Origin of the sequence: Providencia sp. wls1914 (genome assembly GCF_009706645.1) — a bacterium.
Classification (GTDB): domain Bacteria; phylum Pseudomonadota; class Gammaproteobacteria; order Enterobacterales; family Enterobacteriaceae; genus Providencia; species Providencia zhijiangensis.
This window is the reverse complement of record NZ_WLUN01000016.1, coordinates 742,603-758,696: the sequence shown is the minus strand read 5'-3', so window position 1 is coordinate 758,696 and position 16,094 is coordinate 742,603. Positions and strand designations below refer to the sequence as shown.

15 protein-coding genes, 3 pseudogenes and 1 riboswitch are annotated in these 16,094 nt (G+C 42.0%); of the genes and pseudogenes, 6 read left to right on the top strand and 12 right to left on the bottom strand.

Features of this window, described 5'->3' with window-relative positions:
• Positions 1-114: 114 nt before the first annotated feature.
• A riboswitch (Fluoride riboswitch) is annotated at positions 115-184 on the top strand.
• A gap of 108 nt (positions 185-292) precedes the next feature.
• From crcB to GKR74_RS14380, 3 genes are all read left to right on the top strand, one after another.
• A complete protein-coding gene (crcB, locus tag GKR74_RS14390; protein WP_006659423.1) occupies positions 293-673 on the top strand; it encodes a fluoride efflux transporter CrcB in 381 nt (126 codons plus the stop codon).
• Positions 674-1,269: 596 nt separating this feature from the next.
• Positions 1,270-2,493, top strand: a complete 1,224-nt coding sequence (locus GKR74_RS14385) for a hypothetical protein (RefSeq protein WP_154604096.1) — start codon at positions 1,270-1,272, stop codon at positions 2,491-2,493.
• An 80-nt stretch (positions 2,494-2,573) separates the two neighbouring features.
• Positions 2,574-3,758, top strand: coding sequence for a M20 family metallopeptidase (locus tag GKR74_RS14380; protein ID WP_154604095.1), 1,185 nt, complete (start codon positions 2,574-2,576; stop codon positions 3,756-3,758).
• Positions 3,759-3,930: 172 nt separating this feature from the next.
• On the opposite strand, the gene GKR74_RS14375 is transcribed toward GKR74_RS14380, so the two are convergent.
• Both GKR74_RS14375 and GKR74_RS14370 read right to left on the bottom strand, forming a co-directional pair.
• Positions 3,931-4,107: a DUF2526 family protein gene (locus tag GKR74_RS14375; RefSeq protein ID WP_108479034.1), complete on the bottom strand. Its 177-nt coding sequence runs from the start codon at positions 4,105-4,107 to the stop codon at positions 3,931-3,933.
• A 27-nt stretch (positions 4,108-4,134) separates the two neighbouring features.
• Positions 4,135-4,704: a helix-turn-helix domain-containing protein gene (locus GKR74_RS14370; protein WP_154604094.1), complete on the bottom strand. Its 570-nt coding sequence runs from the start codon at positions 4,702-4,704 to the stop codon at positions 4,135-4,137.
• 71 nt (positions 4,705-4,775) lie between these two features.
• Here GKR74_RS14370 and GKR74_RS14365 point away from each other — a divergent pair.
• Positions 4,776-5,444: pseudogene (locus GKR74_RS14365) on the top strand (AzlC family ABC transporter permease); the annotation flags it as partial.
• A gap of 2 nt (positions 5,445-5,446) precedes the next feature.
• A complete protein-coding gene (locus GKR74_RS14360; RefSeq protein ID WP_154604092.1) occupies positions 5,447-5,770 on the top strand; it encodes an AzlD domain-containing protein in 324 nt (107 codons plus the stop codon).
• A gap of 174 nt (positions 5,771-5,944) precedes the next feature.
• Here GKR74_RS14360 and GKR74_RS14355 read toward each other — a convergent pair whose 3' ends face one another.
• The 5 genes from GKR74_RS14355 to hxpB all read right to left on the bottom strand — a co-directional run bounded on the left by GKR74_RS14355 (position 5,945) and on the right by hxpB (position 10,145).
• A complete protein-coding gene (locus tag GKR74_RS14355; RefSeq protein ID WP_154604091.1) occupies positions 5,945-6,253 on the bottom strand; it encodes a hypothetical protein in 309 nt (102 codons plus the stop codon).
• 212 nt (positions 6,254-6,465) lie between these two features.
• A complete protein-coding gene (locus GKR74_RS14350) occupies positions 6,466-6,855 on the bottom strand; it encodes a YkgJ family cysteine cluster protein (RefSeq protein WP_036950513.1) in 390 nt (129 codons plus the stop codon).
• Between the two features lie 283 nt (positions 6,856-7,138).
• Positions 7,139-8,530, bottom strand: a complete 1,392-nt coding sequence (locus GKR74_RS14345) for an L-cystine transporter (protein WP_036950508.1) — start codon at positions 8,528-8,530, stop codon at positions 7,139-7,141.
• Between the two features lie 166 nt (positions 8,531-8,696).
• Positions 8,697-9,287: a metal-dependent hydrolase gene (locus GKR74_RS14340; protein WP_154604090.1), complete on the bottom strand. Its 591-nt coding sequence runs from the start codon at positions 9,285-9,287 to the stop codon at positions 8,697-8,699.
• Between the two features lie 192 nt (positions 9,288-9,479).
• Positions 9,480-10,145, bottom strand: a complete 666-nt coding sequence (gene hxpB, locus GKR74_RS14335) for a hexitol phosphatase HxpB (RefSeq protein WP_132494803.1) — start codon at positions 10,143-10,145, stop codon at positions 9,480-9,482.
• Positions 10,146-10,448: 303 nt separating this feature from the next.
• Between hxpB and GKR74_RS14330 the strand changes: the two genes are divergently transcribed.
• The gene (locus GKR74_RS14330) at positions 10,449-10,988 is read left to right on the top strand and encodes a YniB family protein (protein WP_154604089.1); all 540 of its coding nucleotides are present in this window, start codon (positions 10,449-10,451) and stop codon (positions 10,986-10,988) included.
• 171 nt (positions 10,989-11,159) lie between these two features.
• On the opposite strand, the gene GKR74_RS14325 is transcribed toward GKR74_RS14330, so the two are convergent.
• The 5 genes and pseudogenes from GKR74_RS14325 to GKR74_RS14305 form a co-directional block, all read right to left on the bottom strand.
• The gene (locus GKR74_RS14325) at positions 11,160-12,029 is read right to left on the bottom strand and encodes a fructosamine kinase family protein (RefSeq protein WP_154604432.1); all 870 of its coding nucleotides are present in this window, start codon (positions 12,027-12,029) and stop codon (positions 11,160-11,162) included.
• Between the two features lie 262 nt (positions 12,030-12,291).
• Complete coding sequence (locus GKR74_RS14320; RefSeq protein ID WP_154604088.1) at positions 12,292-13,158, bottom strand: metal ABC transporter permease; 867 nt, start codon at positions 13,156-13,158, stop codon at positions 12,292-12,294.
• A gap of 46 nt (positions 13,159-13,204) precedes the next feature.
• Positions 13,205-14,041, bottom strand: a pseudogene (locus GKR74_RS14315) (metal ABC transporter permease); the annotation flags it as partial.
• Positions 14,041-14,928, bottom strand: a pseudogene (locus GKR74_RS14310) (manganese/iron ABC transporter ATP-binding protein); the annotation flags it as partial. The pseudogenes GKR74_RS14315 and GKR74_RS14310, both read right to left, overlap by 1 nt.
• Positions 14,929-15,840, bottom strand: a complete 912-nt coding sequence (locus GKR74_RS14305; RefSeq protein WP_154604085.1) for a metal ABC transporter substrate-binding protein — start codon at positions 15,838-15,840, stop codon at positions 14,929-14,931.
• Positions 15,841-16,094 lie beyond the last annotated feature (254 nt).

Here is a 16,094-nt window from a genome sequence, read left to right as displayed (position 1 = left end):
GATATTACGGATATTATGCGCCAATTTAGGGTAAATAGACACCGCGTTATCTGGAATAGGCTTGGCAAATTAGATTTGCATGAAGAAAATAGTTGCCTTATTATTTTAATCAACGTCTCGTTAGGAGATGGCATTCCTCCTAGTTTAACCGTCCTTGATGTGGACTGATGATGCCTACGTAAACCTTTTCATTTGAATGGGCACGTAGGTTATGTGCCCGAATTTAGGGCATAAATGTCTGCAGGAGCTTTTCCTTGCATTTATTCCCATCTAACTTGTAAGGAAAGTGGCAATGTACGCATCCCTCATTTCTATTGCTTTAGGTTCCGTTTTAGGTGGCTGGTTAAGATGGTTGATTGGCTTAAAGCTGAATAACCTGCACCCTCACATTCCATTTGGTACTGTTTTCGTCAATTTAGTTGGCGGTTTTATCATTGGTTTTGCTGTCTCTTACTTTGCGAGCGCGAATATTAATCCCGCCTATAAACTGTTTATTGTCACGGGCTTTTGTGGCGCATTCACCACGTTTTCAACATTTTCTCTGGAAGTGTTGGTGATGTTGCAAGAAGGAAAGTTGGTGGTGGCATTTAGCACAATCGCAATTCATGTTCTCGGCGCTTTATTATTTACCTTACTCGGTATGTTGTGCCATAACATGCTCTCTCAAGGATAATGGACTTTAATTAAGTATCTATTTCCCATCTATTATTTTCGTACAATTAATCGCCTATTTGCGGATGTGAATAGGCGATTTTTGTTTCTATTTTGAGCAAAAAAAGAGGATCGCGAAATAAAGCAGAATATATTACTAACTATGATAATGAGCCTTTTTTATCATGATATAACTGCATCAAAATTGTGAAAGCATAAAAATATATATCAGGGCAATAGATTATAAATTTATCGTTTCCCCTACACTGAAAAAGTATGAATTATCATCAAATATAACGCATAAAACATATCCTATTAAAAACGGTTCTAAATACGAAACTATCGTTCTGTATTTTCATTCTCTCCCCTCATATATGACTTTTTAATCTACGACTTTTTACTAGTGTATTATCAGCCTTACACTGTAACTTAATCTATACATCCATTTATTCAATGTTATGATGAAATTGTTGATTAAATGTAATGGCTTGGATGGATGTGTGCTATTTGGCTTTATTTCGTTCTTTATTTTGAATGAATAAATCTGATATATCAAAATTAATGGATTAAATAACTAAAACAGAAATAAATAAAAATAATAAATGCGGGGAAAAACTTATGTCACAAATGTTAGCTCTGTTATTAATTGTCGGGATACTGTACATCGGGGATGCCATTGCAGTACGAACAAAAGCGTGGATCCCATCGGTGTTTGTTTGCGCGGTATTATTCCTTTTAGGTTATTGGACATTCTTTCCTAAAGATATTGTGAGCATTGCGGGAATACCAAAAGTTGTCGCCGTGATGCTGATGTATTTACTCATTACAAATATGGGTACATTGCTCTCATTGAAAGAACTTTTACACCAATGGAAGACTATCTTAATTTCGTTATCCGGTATTTTGGGGATCATAGTCTTTATTTACGGGGTAGGTTTAGCGCTATTTGATTTAAATACAGTATTAGTGGCAATCCCGCCATTAGTCGGTGGCATTGTCTCTTCATTAATTATGTCAAAAGGTGCCGCGGAAGCTGGGCTGGTGGATCTCTCGGTATTTGCCATCTTAATTTATGTAATGCAAGGTTTTGCCGGTTATCCGCTAACGGCCATTATGTTGAAGCGTGAAGGTCGCCGCGTGCTTGAGCAATATCGCAGTGGTACATGGAAAGAGTCATTGGCTGTTGACGGTGCGGATGATGTGGAAGTCAAAACACTGGCATCTGAAAGTGCGATGCCTCGCATGTTCAAGCGAATTCCGAGTCACTATAACACCAGTTATTTCCAATTTTTACGCTTAGTGGTGGTGGGGTATCTCGCTTATTTAGTTTCTACCGTTGCCGCGCCTTATGTCAGTATCAGCCCCTTTGTTTTGTGCTTATTATTTGGTGTTATTGCCTCGTCAATGGGCTTTTTAGAAAGGCAGCCATTGCAAAAAGCGAACGGTTTTGGCTTTGCTATCATGGCATTAATGCTATTTATCTTTGATACGTTAAATCATGCGACACCAGATATGTTGTTGAGATTGGTCTACCCAATGGTGGTGTTGATCGTGGCAGCGGTCATCGGCATGTTTATCGCGTCTTGGATTGTTGGAAAAATTCTAGGTGTATCAAAGGAGATGGCTTTCGCGGTCTCATTGACGGCACTGTATGGTTTCCCTGCGGATTATATCATTACCAATGAAGCCATTAATGCACTGACCAAAGATGAAAAAGAGCGTCAGATTTTAACTAGCCATATGTTAGGGCCAATGCTAGTTGGTGGTTTTATCTCTGTCACGATGGTTTCCGTGGTATTAGCGGGGATTATGGTCGCCTACATTGTGCCTGTTGCGGCATAACGATAAATAGAATATTAGAATTTAACACGCTGAAAAATAATAGTTTAATAAAGCGAAAAGAATAGAAAAAGGACAGGACAATGGTTAATAACAGCATCACAGCATCCATTAAAAAACACACAGAAGCGATGATTACTTTTCGTCGCGACCTTCACTCACATCCAGAATTGCCTTTTGAAGAAGTGAGAACCACGAAGCGTATTGCTGAAGAATTGGCAAAAATTGGTATTGAGTATCGCCTCACTGAACCTACCGGAATTATTGCGGACATTAAAGGCGGTAAACCCGGAAAGACGGTTGCCTTACGTGCGGATATCGATGCATTGCCCGTTCAGGAATTGAATGATTCCCTTGAGTACAAATCGACAAATCAAGGGAAGATGCACGCGTGTGGGCATGATGCGCATACAGCGATGTTATTAACCGCAGCCAAAGCGTTATATGAAGTGCGCGATGAGTTAAAAGGAAATATTCGCCTGATTTTTCAACCGGCTGAAGAAATAGCGCAGGGCGCTAAAGCGATGGTAAAACAAGGCGCAGTGGATAATGTCGACAACGTGTTTGGTATGCACATCTGGTCTACGACGCCTTCAGGAAAAGTATCGTGTAATGTCGGCGGGACATTTGCTTCTGCAGACTTGTTGGTTGTGAAGTTTAAAGGGCGTGGTGGGCATGGTTCGATGCCGGAAGCGACCGTTGATGCCGCAATCGTTGCCTCGTCATTTGTGATGAATTTGCAAGCGGTGGTTTCCCGTGAAACTTCCTCGCTAGACTCAGCCGTTGTGACTATTGGCAAAATGGAAGTAGGCACCCGATTCAATGTGATTGCAGAGAATGCGGTGCTAGATGGAACGGTACGTTGTTTTGATATTGAAACTCGTACTCGTATTGAAGCGGCGATCCGCCGTTATGCCGAACATACTGCCGCGATGTACGGCGCCACCGCTGAACTGGATTATATTTACGGTACGCTGCCCGTGATTAACGAAGAGCGCAGTGCATTACTGGCACAGTCGGTGATCAGTGAAGCGTTTGGTGAAAATGCATTAATGGCAGAAAGACCAACACCAGGCGGGGAAGATTTCAGCTTCTATATGGAAAACATCCCGGGTTGTTTTGCATTATTGGGTTCCGGTAACCCAGAAAAAGATACCCAATGGGCACATCACCACGGCTGTTTTAATATTGATGAAGATGTGATGGCATCAGGTGCAGAACTGTATGCGCAATATGCGTGGTCTTATTTGCAGCAAGATAAGTTTTAATAAAAGAATGAGATTTAATGCAGTAAATAATCTGTTCGGGTTTCACGACATCATAATCGATTATTAAATTAAGCCTGAGCAATAAATAGATTGCTCAGGCTTTTCTTTTGTATTTTAAATCGAGATATGAACCGCCAAATCCCATTTAATTAAACGTTAATTGGGAATTTTATTACGAATTATGGTGAACAAAAATAGCGTCTCTAAGACGTTGTTGCAGCTCGAAGCGTTGTTCTTGGGTAAGCTTATCATCATGAGAAAGCTGCATTAGCATTTCATTCATATTATGAACGGAGTTTTCATCCAGCAATAAGGCGACTTTGTTTGTTATTTCTTGATAGTAATTCACAGCAAATCCTCCAGCTTATTGGGCTAATTAATTCTGTTTATCAATCACCATGACTGCCATGGTGTTGGGTTCAAGCGCGCGCATAATGTGGGGTTCATCACCTCGGTAGTGAATATAGTCACCGACATTGAGCTCAACAGGGTTGTCGAGAGGCCCAACTAATGCTCTGCCAGACATCAAAATAATATGCTCAGTGACATCATGCATATGGGGCTCTGAAACGCGGTCACGACCGGGTTGAGCGACAACCGTATAAATATCTCGCTGAGAATTAGGGGGCGCAGAAGAGAGCAAATAGGCCAAATAGTTGGCGTGCTCTGCACTTACTGGGGTGCCTTCGCCATGGCGGATCACCGTCACTGCTGCGCGTTTTTCTTCAATTAAACGGGAAAAAGGGATATCCAGAGCAACACATAATGCCCATAGGGTTTCAATGCTGGGATTGCCGCTACCGGCTTCCAATTGGGATAGTGTGGATTTAGCTATTCCCGCTTTACGCGCAAGTTCAGAGAGAGAAAGCCCACTTTTTTGCCTTTCACAAGCCAATGATTTTGAGATTAATTCGATAGGGGGCGTGAATAAGGTCAACTTTAACATCCTATTTGATTGCACTTAGCCTAAAGTAACGACATAATGAACGAATGTTTTTTATATCGAACGGTCGTTCTATGCAGACATCTTCATTTCAGTTTTCTATTCTCCATAATAGCACAGTGAAAAATATTGCACTGGTGTGTATTGCAGACTTAATTGTGGGGATCTCCTACGGTGCATTAGCTCATTCACAAGGTTTTGATTGGTGGGTGCCGTTAATGCTATCCATTTTTGTATTAGCGGGTGCATCTGAGTTTCTATTTATTGGCGTGGTATTTTCAGGGGGAAGCCCGCTGTCTGCGGCCTTAGCTGGGCTATTAGTCAACTCGCGCCATATTCCATTTAGTTTTGCCGTCAGTGAATTAACGGGAAAAGGGATAAAGTCGCTGCTGGGATATCACATTATGAATGATGAAAGTGTGGTTTTTGGCTTGGCGCAAGATAGTGAACGCGAGAAAACCGCCGCATTTTGGTTATGCGGATTAGGGATTTTAATCTGCTGGCCTGTCGGTGTGGTCATCGGAGAAATTCTGGGAAGCTTTATTCAAGATACCCATGCGCTAGGGATGGATGCCATGTTTCCCGCCATTATCTTAGCGCTGAGTTTACCCGCTTTGAAAGATAAGCACTTAAGACTCGCGGCGATAGTCGGGGCTGTAGTTGCTGTGGTAACAACACCGGTATTACCGGCGGGGATCCCCGTTTTACTGGCCTTGTTGAGTTTAGTTATCTATATAAGGAAATCATGATGATGGAACATCCTTGGTTAATCGTCAGTGGGATTTTCATTTTAGCGGTTGGGACGTACTTAATGCGGGCATCCGGCGCATTGCTAAAAGGGCGGGTCAATTTAACAGAACAAAATAAAGCCCTATTTTCAGCTGCCGCCATTGTGATTTTATTTTCAGTCGCGATGACCTCAACGCTCTTTTCAGGTAATGAATTATCGGATTTACCGAAAATAATTGGGGTGGTGGTGGCAGGTATCCTGACTTGGTACCGTAAGCCATTTATTGTGATTGTTTTGTCGGCGGCGATAGTCACAGCGCTATTGCGCTGGTTATTTTAGTTAAAAAAAAGCCCCTATGGCATTAGGGGCTAAAATTAGGGATATACCTAAACGTTATTGTGTCTATTAAGATACTGATTTTTAATTAACAATGCCAAAAGGTTGATATTATCAGTGTAACAGGCACAGCCTATGGTTTAGGTTGATTCATTCATTCATTCATTCATTCATTCATTATTTAGCTGCGGGTGCCGTAGCAGGAACCGGCATTGGCATCGGTTGTGCTGGTTTGAATTCAGGTACTTCCACGACAGACATCTTCACCATGTAGCGTTTGCCATCTTCAATTTTAGGCGTATCGTTCGCCAGTTTTTTCAAGGTTTCATTCGGTTTGGTGGTTTGTTCAGTCACGCTATACACCATATTATGATGATTTCCACCGTGATGGCGTGGTGATTTGTTCATATCAACATTAGCGGCTGCGGCAGCAAAGCCGACAGACAGTAAAACGGCAGCAAGTAAACCTTGGTTTAATTTGTTCATCTTTTATCTCCTCATTAACGTGATGAGAGGATAATTCATCAATTAGATTTCCCTCGCAATGGCTTTTACCTGCTTTGACTGAAGCTCCATATTTCCTGCACGTTTTATCCTTTCTTTACACATTTTATTGAAAATAATGAGATTATTTTACGTAGGAAAGGGCGTGAGAGGGTAAAGAAGATAACCCAGAAAAATCTCTGGGTCATTGACGGTTAGCACGCGATTTGCGGTTGCTGTGGCTCGAGAGGAGGTAAACCATAGGCTGCGCGAGCACGGTCACAGGCTTCATTGTGGATGCCGTTATGCCACGATTGTTCGAATTCTCGGCATGGCGTAGGGCGCTGTTCATAAATAGAGCAAGAGACACATTCCCCGACGGTGCCACCAAGTGCAGTACAGCGGGTATTCGGCTTTTGATTTGTCCCTTGCATGCAGCTCATAAAGGGGGTGATTTGCTCGGTTAAATGTTGAGGAACTGAACCACCGCCAGCTTCTGCTTCTGCCCAGTAAAATGAGACGCGAAAGTAAGCACAGCAAGCACCACAGCTGACACAGGGGTTATCTGAAGGATCAGTTTTTAGTATATGAATAATATTGGTCATATAAAAAATCTAACAATGAAGTTGATAGTTCCCGTAGGAAACGGGAGACGCAACACAGGCAGGAGGCCTAAGAAAATGTTGCTCAGCCGCTATTATGTTACGCAGCTTTACGTATTGGCAATATTTTTTAGAGTAAAAGACCTATATTTCCAATCAAGTCAAAATAAAGTAAAAATTTCAATCTGTTGCAGTTTGATGACATATCGAGAATGGAAAATAGCAGACACAAAAAAACCTGCCGTTTGACGGGCAGGTTTCAATGAGTGTTAGGAGATTCGGATGATTAAACGTGTTTTAAATCACCGTCGTCATCTTGGTTGAAGATTGACTTGTCCGTTTCGCCCATTAACTGGCTAGTGACGGTACCCGCTGTCATGGAACCACTCACGTTCAGAGCGGTACGACCCATATCAATCAGAGGCTCGACTGAAATTAACAGCGCAACTAACGTGACTGGTAATCCCATTGCTGGCAGTACAATCAGTGCGGCGAAGGTTGCACCGCCACCTACACCAGCAACACCGGCAGAGCTGATGGTCACGATACCGACTAAGGTTGCAATCCACAGAGGGTCAAATGGGTTGATCCCCATAGTTGGTGCGACCATCACGGCTAACATCGCAGGGTAGATACCCGCACAACCGTTTTGACCGATAGTTGCACCGAAAGAAGCCGAGAAGCTTGCAATGGATTCTGGTACACCAAAGCGGCGAGTTTGCGTTTCAATATTCAGTGGAATACTGGCTGCGCTCGAACGGCTGGTGAATGCAAATGTCAGTACTGGACCTGCTTTCTTAAAGAACTTGATTGGGTTTAAGCCTGTTGTTGCCACTAAGATACCGTGAACCACAAACATAATAGCTAATGCAACATAGGACGCGACGACGAAAGTTCCTAAGTTAATGATATCGGCTAAGTTAGAGCTTGCGACCACTTTGATCATCAGCGCCATTACACCGTAAGGGGTTAAACGCATGACTAAGCGAACGAGTTTCATTGCCCATGCTTGCATAACATCGATAGCCGCTAATGCTTTTTCACCGCGCTCTTTATCATCTTTAAACAGTTGCAGCGCAGCTACTCCTAAGAAGGCAGCAAAAATAACTACACTAATGATAGATGTTGGGCTTGCACCCGTTAAATCCGCAAACGGGTTTTTCGGGATAAAGGACAGGATTAACTGAGGAACCGTTAAATCTGAGACTTTACCAATATAATTTGTTTCAATGGCCGCTAGACGTGCAGTTTCAGATTGACCTTGAACCAGACCTTCAGCGGTTAAGCCGAACAGGTTTGCGATCAAAATACCCACTAAAGCCGCAATGGCTGTGGTAAACAGCAATGTGCCAATGGTTAAAAAGCTAATTTTCCCTAAAGAAGATGCCTTATGAAGTCGAGCGACCGCACTCAGAATAGAGGCGAACACCAGAGGCATAATCACCATTTGTAACAGTTGAACGTAACCATTACCGACGATATTAAACCAAAGAATGGAGTCTTTTACCGTTTGGTGACCGGAACCATACACGAGGTGAAGTCCGACACCATAAGCAACACCGAATACGAGACCCAGTAAAACTTTTTTGGACAGGCTCCAACCATTCGATCCGAGTTTTGCTAACAGTATTAATAGTGCTACGAAAACCAGCACATTGATAATCAGAGGAATATTCATTCCGCACTCCAAATTGTAATTATTTTACATAATGATTCTTGTTGTTAATCCTTAATAGGTATAAGGATTTCATTTCTTCTAACAACTGGTTATATGATATCAGTTGCAGTTAGTCATTACTTATAATCAAAAGTTATAATTTAGGTTGATTCATGCTTACAGTATATTACAAAAGTGAGCTTTTTGTCGGTAAGTGTATATTTATCTGATTATTAAAATAATTTAGTGCGCTTTCAATTTGCTGGAACCAATCAGCGGGATGGCCTGCTGGAATTAAGACCGCACAGACGGTCAAAAGCACGGCAATAAAGCGTTCCCCGCGTTTACTGGACTTACCGCGTAAGATGGGAAAACAAAAACGTGTTGGTAGAGGCCATAAAAAAGGTACTCCAGATGGGGTCAGCATATCCGCCACTAAATGACTCATATAACCTAATAAGAACGCTTGGATAAGGTCGCTAGGTAAGTCCCAATAGTGAGGTAGCCATTGGTAGCTGCTGATCAGTAAAATGAGCCAAGCAATCAGGCTGTGAGTGAACCCGCGATGTCCGCACAGTTTTGATATTGGTAATGAAATAATGCGAAAAAGCCGCCCGAGGATAGATGAAGGGTGGTCAATATCCGGCAATAAGGCACCCAGCAACACCCCTGGCACCATATGCAGCCAATCACCCTGAGCGAACTCTGGGGTAATTTGCAATTTATGAGCCATTACAAGTGAGGCGACGGAAAAAAGCAGATGCCCTTCAGCAGTCATGGTGGATAAAATACCATCTGTTTATCTATACAGTAGGCGGGCAGTATAAAGGGTTTGCAGGAAATATGGTAGTAGGGGAGAGTTAAAAAAACTCTTATTTATTAGTTAATAACCGTAGGTTTTTATACTTTTTTTAAATTTCCCCTACGTGAAAAACGTAAGGGAAATCGTGTTTTGTTAACGTCTTTAAGATTAACGTAAATTTTCTGGGCGTAAATCGTTCAATGAGGCGATTTTAACATCAGCCAGACCCCAACGAGGATCATTGAAATGCTTGCTATCAGGTACAACGATAGAGCGCATTCTTGCCGCTTTTGCAGAAATCATCCCATTAAAGGAGTCTTCTAAAGAAGCACAATGGATAGGCTTGGTGGATAACTCGGCCGCGGCTTTTAAATACACTTCGGGATGAGGCTTACTTAATGGTAAGTCTGCTGCTGAAACGACGGCAGAAAAATAATGGCGGATATCAAATAAGTTCAGCACTTTTTCCAGCATATAATCTGGAGACGCAGAGGCTAAAGCGATGTTCAGATCCATTGAGCGGCACAGTTCAAGTGCATGCTGTACACCTGGCAGTAATGGGCGTTTTTCTTCCACTAAACCAATAACGCGGTCAATGATACGCTGTTTTGTTGCTTCTAAACTACAACCTTGCCAAGGAGATGCGTTGTACCAAAGTTCAACAACGTGATCGATACGTAAACCGAGGGTGTCAGGAAGAGTGTGCTTAATGGATAAATCGACGCCTAACTCTGCAAAAACTTCATCTTCCCCTTGTTCCCAAAAAGGTTCCGAGTCAATCAGCAAACCATCCATGTCAAAGATGACAGATTGGATAGGTAATTTATGATACATAGCAAACTCCATTCATTTAGATACCCGCTTAAAAATAGGGTATGGGGATTGTCGCTGTACTTTAATCACAGTCATTTTGGTTTCTGAAACGATTCTAACAAGCTATGACTTGGGGTTATAGAGATATCTGTGCTATCACATGATTTTATTGAAAATTTGAGATTAGTTATTGATGTAGATTCGATTCACTCTTTGAATAATCCGAAACTCGGTTTTTAACTATCATTTTTTTATAGAAATTTGGAGCCAGCAAATATTATCAGCTATGATTAGCGTAGAAAAAAACTTTAAGGAATAGTTGTAATGAATTACCACAAGGCAAATTCTCTTGCGATTGGCAAACGTATTTTGGGCTGGATCGTATTTTTTGTGGCGTTAATTTCTACATTGACATCGTTAATTAAATTAGCGGCTCTGAAAGGAATTCAAGGCGAAGGAATTAACGCAGTTGCCAATGATTTTGTTAAATTAATGGCGGAGATGACTCGACAAAGCACGCCGTTTCTCAATGTATTCTGGAATAATTCACCAGTCCCTGAAGTGAGTCATGGTTTTTCAGGTAGCTGTATCGGATTTTTTGTTATTTTTATTTTTATCTTTGTAGGGCTTGCTTTAAGCGCATCAGGCTTACGCATGTATCGACAAATTAAATTCATTCGCGAAAGCATTGAAGATCACGTCATTCTTGAAAATGCAAAAGGCAGTGAAGTGACTAAAGAAGAGTTAGAATCCAAAGTCACTATTCCTCGACATACTATTTTCAAACAGTTCTTTTTGATGTATTTTTGGCCGATTGTTTTAGGGATCGCCATTTATTTTGCATTGAAACTTCTGAATTGGTAGTTTTTTATCATGTAGGTAGCTTTTCATAATGTAGGCCGCTTTTCATTATGTTGGCTTTTCATTATGTTGATAGTGCCCATCATGTTGGTATTTTCCCATCATGAAAAATGCACAGCATCGGTGTTTATTCCGCTGCTGTGCATCTCTTATTTTCGTCTAATTGATTCGCTGCTATTCGTCGTCTAATAAATTATCAATAATGCTGCGAGCATGCAGATAGCTTTGCTCATTACCAAACATGTTGGCTTGATTGAGTAAAAAATAGAGTTGATAGAGTGGTTGTCTGTCTAAAAAGCCCGTTGGTAATGGCCAAACACTTTGGTAGCCATCAATAATTTGAATCGGAATTTCTTTATATAATGGCAGCATCGCGATATCACATTCCCGATCACCCCAATAACAGGCCGGGTCATAGAGTACGCCATCCATTTGGTTGGTGACCGCGCAGTTTGCAGGCCACAGATCCCCATGTAATAAAGAAGGTTGAGGTTGATGGCCGGATAAACGGTGCTTAACAATATCCACCAGTCTTTGAATATCACCAAAAACCATGCCTTTTTCAGATGCAATTTGTAATTGAAGACCGATACGTTTTTCTGCAAAGAATGCATTCCAACGTTTTTCCCATCCATTAGGTTGAACAATGGTACTGAGCATAGTATCAAAATCGAACCCATAACTTGGCTGTTCTTCCCATTGATGTAATCGCGCCAATTGTTGACCAAAGTGCCATGCATTGGTGCTATCAAAATGTTTTAACGGGAAGTATTCGAGGAGAAGAAAGCTATGGTGCTTGTTGCTACCCAAGCCGTAGACTTTGGGAACGGTGATAGTTTGGCTTTTCGCTAGCATTTCAAGCTGCTCTGCCTCCTGTTTAAAAAGAGGGAGAAACTCGCGGCGATTTTGTTTTACGAACACTGTATGCTCGCCATAATCGATTCTTAAGGTATGATGAATATCCCCACCAGAAAGAATCACTTTATTTCGCAGCTCTGCCTCACCAAAGTGTTCAATTAATAAACGATTCATCGCTTGCCACATGATCCACCTCGCTGTGATTTGGTCTTCACTCATACCATACTATAGCGTCAATTTAGGAATTAACAGTGATCATTGTTTAATAATTACGCCTTATTCCGAAATGATTGATGGCTGATTTTGTTCAAGAATTGGGGGATTGCTTTTGATGATAACAAATGGATATCGCTTTTTCTTTTATAGAGAGAAAGCTTCAAAATAGAAGAGTGTCAAATAGAAGAAAGAAAAAGCTGAATAGGCTTTTAGCGTATTCAGCTTTATATCATTAGGCCGTATGCAAATCTTGGCGCGTGGTGTGGGATTTGCGGCGTGCGAGAATTAATTTGCTATAGAGTAGGGCGATAACAAAGTAGCCCGCTTGGATCACCACAATGGTTGGGCCTGTTGTTGCATTGATATGGAAGCTGACAATCGTACCCAGCACGCTGGATGTGACTGAGGCGATAATCGCGACCACCAACATCCAACCAAAGCTCCGGCATAGGACAAAGGCGATGATCCCCGGAGAAATCAACATAGCAATCACCAGAATGATCCCAACGGCCTGTAGTGATGCCACGATGGTTAACGCTAATAGCGAAAGTAATCCGTAATGCAGCCATTTAACCGGCAAGCCGATAACACGCGCTTGGTTTGGGTCAAAGCAATACAGCATAAAGTCTTTACGTTTGAGTAAGATAATCGCAATGGTTATCCCTGCAAACAGTAAAATTTGTTTAAATTCTTCGTCGGTGATCCCCAAAATATCCCCGAATAAAATATGAGTAAGATGCTGTTCAGTATCGATTTTCGCGAACATAACCAAACCGACAGCAAACATACCCGAGAAGACAATCCCCATGACAGTGTCTTCTTTTATTCGACTGTTCTCTTTTAAATAGCCAGTAGCAACTGCGCAAAATAGCCCTGAAACAAAGGCGCCAATCGCCAGTGGAATGCCAATTAGTGACGCGATAATAATTCCGGGTAATACCGCATGGGAGATGGCATCTCCCATTAATGACCAACCTTTCAAGACTAAAAAGCAGGATAAAATAGCGCAGACGGTTCCTGTAACAATCGCCGTGATCAGGGCTTTTTGCATAAATGGAAATGCAAACGGAGCCATCAGTAAATCCATAAAATCACTCATGGGGCGCTCCTTGTTGCTTACTTTGATGCAGATCAGCGACTTCGCTACGGGCTTTGCGACGAGAAGCAAAGAGCCCATGTTTTGGTGCAAAGAAGAACGCCAGTAAGAAAATCACCGTTTGGAACGTAACAATTAGCCCGCCCGTTGCGCCATTTAAAAAGTAGCTGAGGTAGGCACCAATTGCGCTGGTGGCCGTTCCGATAGAGACGGAAATGATCAGCAAAGTTTTAAATTTATCTGTCAGTAAATAGGCCGTTGCACCCGGAGTGACCACCATAGCAATAACTAGAATAGCCCCGACAGTTTGCAGTGCGGCAACGGTACATGCGCTTAATAAAGTGAAGAAAATAATTTTCAGGCGTAGTGGATTTAAACCGATGGAACGAGCATGGCTTTCATCAAAAAAGACTGCCAGTAAATCTTTCCATAGGCACATCAGGACAACAAATGAAACGGCGATAATAATCTCGACTTGAAGAACATCAGCATCGGCGATCCCTAAAATATTACCGAAGATAATACTTTGCACGTTCACTGAGGTTGGGTTCAACGAAACAATTAATAGCCCCGCCGCAAAAAAGGTGGAAAAGATAAAGCCGATAACGGCATCTTCCCGTAAGCGGGTGAGATGTTTAACAAATGTCATGGCGAGGGCGGCGAGAATACCGGTAAAAAAAGCCCCTGCGGCGTAAGGTAATCCAAGCGCATAAGCGCCCGCCACACCGGGTACAACAGAGTGGGAGAGGGCATCTCCCATCAGCGACCAACCTTTGAGCATTAAGTAAGCTGATAAGAAAGCACACACCGCTCCGACGATGGCACTCACCCAAATAGCTTTAACCATAAAGTTGTACTCAAAGGGTTGCAGTAACAACTCAATCATTCAGATTCCTTAGGCTGATTCTTTCTAACCGGTGCATCGTGATCGTGACCATAGAAGACGGCGGCACGTTCGTCATCAGTAATCACCGTGACAGAGCGTGGGTCATCATCGTCGTGAAGCTCTTGACCAGACAGGTTAATATGACGCAGTACGCCACCAAATGCTTTTTGTAGATTACGCTGGGTAAAGGTGGTTTCGGTTGGACCACTCGCCAGCACAGTGCGGTTTATTAAAATCACATGGTCACAAAATTCAGGCACGCTTCCCAAGTTATGGGTTGATACTAGAATTAAATGCCCTTCATCGCGCAGACTGCGGAGTAGGTCAATAATGGCATTTTCTGTTTTTACATCGACCCCAGTAAAGGGTTCGTCGAGTAACAGAACTTTACCTTGCTGGGCGAGGGCTCGAGCCAAAAACACCCGTTTTTTCTGACCGCCGGAAAGTTCACCAATTTGGCGATGTTCTAATCCGGCTAAATCTACACGTTCTAAAGCCATTTTTACGGCGTCTTTATCTTCCTTTTTAGGAATACGAAAGAAACCCATTTTGCCGTAACGCCCCATCATCACCACATCAGAAACTAGCACTGGAAAATTCCAATCCACTTCTTCTGTTTGTGGTACGTAGGCAATAACATTCTCTTTTAATGCGGCTTTAATCGGCTGGTCATTGAGAGTCACACTACCGGACGATGGCGTCACTAACCCCATAATGGTTTTAAACAGTGTAGATTTACCACTCCCATTCACGCCCACAAGGGCGCAAATGGAACCACCGTGAATATTGAAACTTGCATCATAAATCGCGGTATGACCATTGTTGTAGGTGACTGTTGCGTCATCAACAACCAGAGTCGGATGTTCGAATTGATTTGTATGGCTCATTTACTGTGAAAATCCTTTTGCGATGGTATCGACGGTTGTGTTCAACAGGTCTATATAAGTTGGTACAGGGCCTTCAGCGGTTGATAGTGAATCGACGTATAATACTCCGCCGTATTTTGCGCCAGTCTCTTTACTGACCTGCAGAGCCGGTTTGTCTGAAATAGTACTTTCGCTGAAAACAACGGGAATGTTGTGTTCACGAACCGTATCAATCACTTTTTTAACTTGCATTGGTGAGCCTTGCTCTTCAGCATTGATAGGCCACAAATAGACCTCTTTAAAACCATAATCTTTAGTGAGGTAGCTAAATGCGCCTTCACTGGTCACTAACCAACGCTTATCTTCAGGAATACGATTCAAACGTTCACGTAAAGGTGCATCAAGTGCCGCAATTTCTTGGGAATATTTTTTCGCGTTTGCATTATAGGTGTCTGCATTTTCTGGATCATATTTCACCAGTGCCTTACGGATATTTTCGATATAAATTTGTGCGTTAGCAGGGGACATCCAAGCGTGAGGATTCGGATTATCTTTATATTCCCCTTCACGGATTGGCATCGGCTCAATACCTTCAGTGACGACAACCGCAGGCACATCTTTAAGGTTTTCAAAGAAACGCTGGAACCAAACTTCCAGATTCATTCCGTTCCATAAGATAAGGTTAGCATCGTAGGCTTTCATAATATCTTTTGGTGTCGGTTGATAACCGTGAATTTCTGCACCCGGTTTAGTGATGGATTCGACAATTGCGGCATCACCGGCTACATTTTGAGCAATGTCTTGTATTATAGTAAATGTGGTGACCACTTTAAATTTTTTAGCTAAAGCGGGTTGGCTGACAAATAAAACGGCAGCTAATGCAATAAATGTAGTACGTAATAGCGTTGATAATCGGAATAAACAGTTTGTCATAAAATAGATCCTAACGTTGGGTCACGAGTTCTATTAACTAAATTAATCTCATTAAATGGTTAATCTAAATAAGTGCGTTGTTGGGTTTGAATATAGCTTCTCATTTATATTGACCTATTTGACTCTACAATGAGTATGGTCTTTCTGGCTGATAGTATTTATATCCCAATTGATAATGATTATCAATATCAATTATGAAAAATCCCGTTAAATGGTAAAAGGGTTATTTTTGTAATCGATGAGTTGCTGGTTAT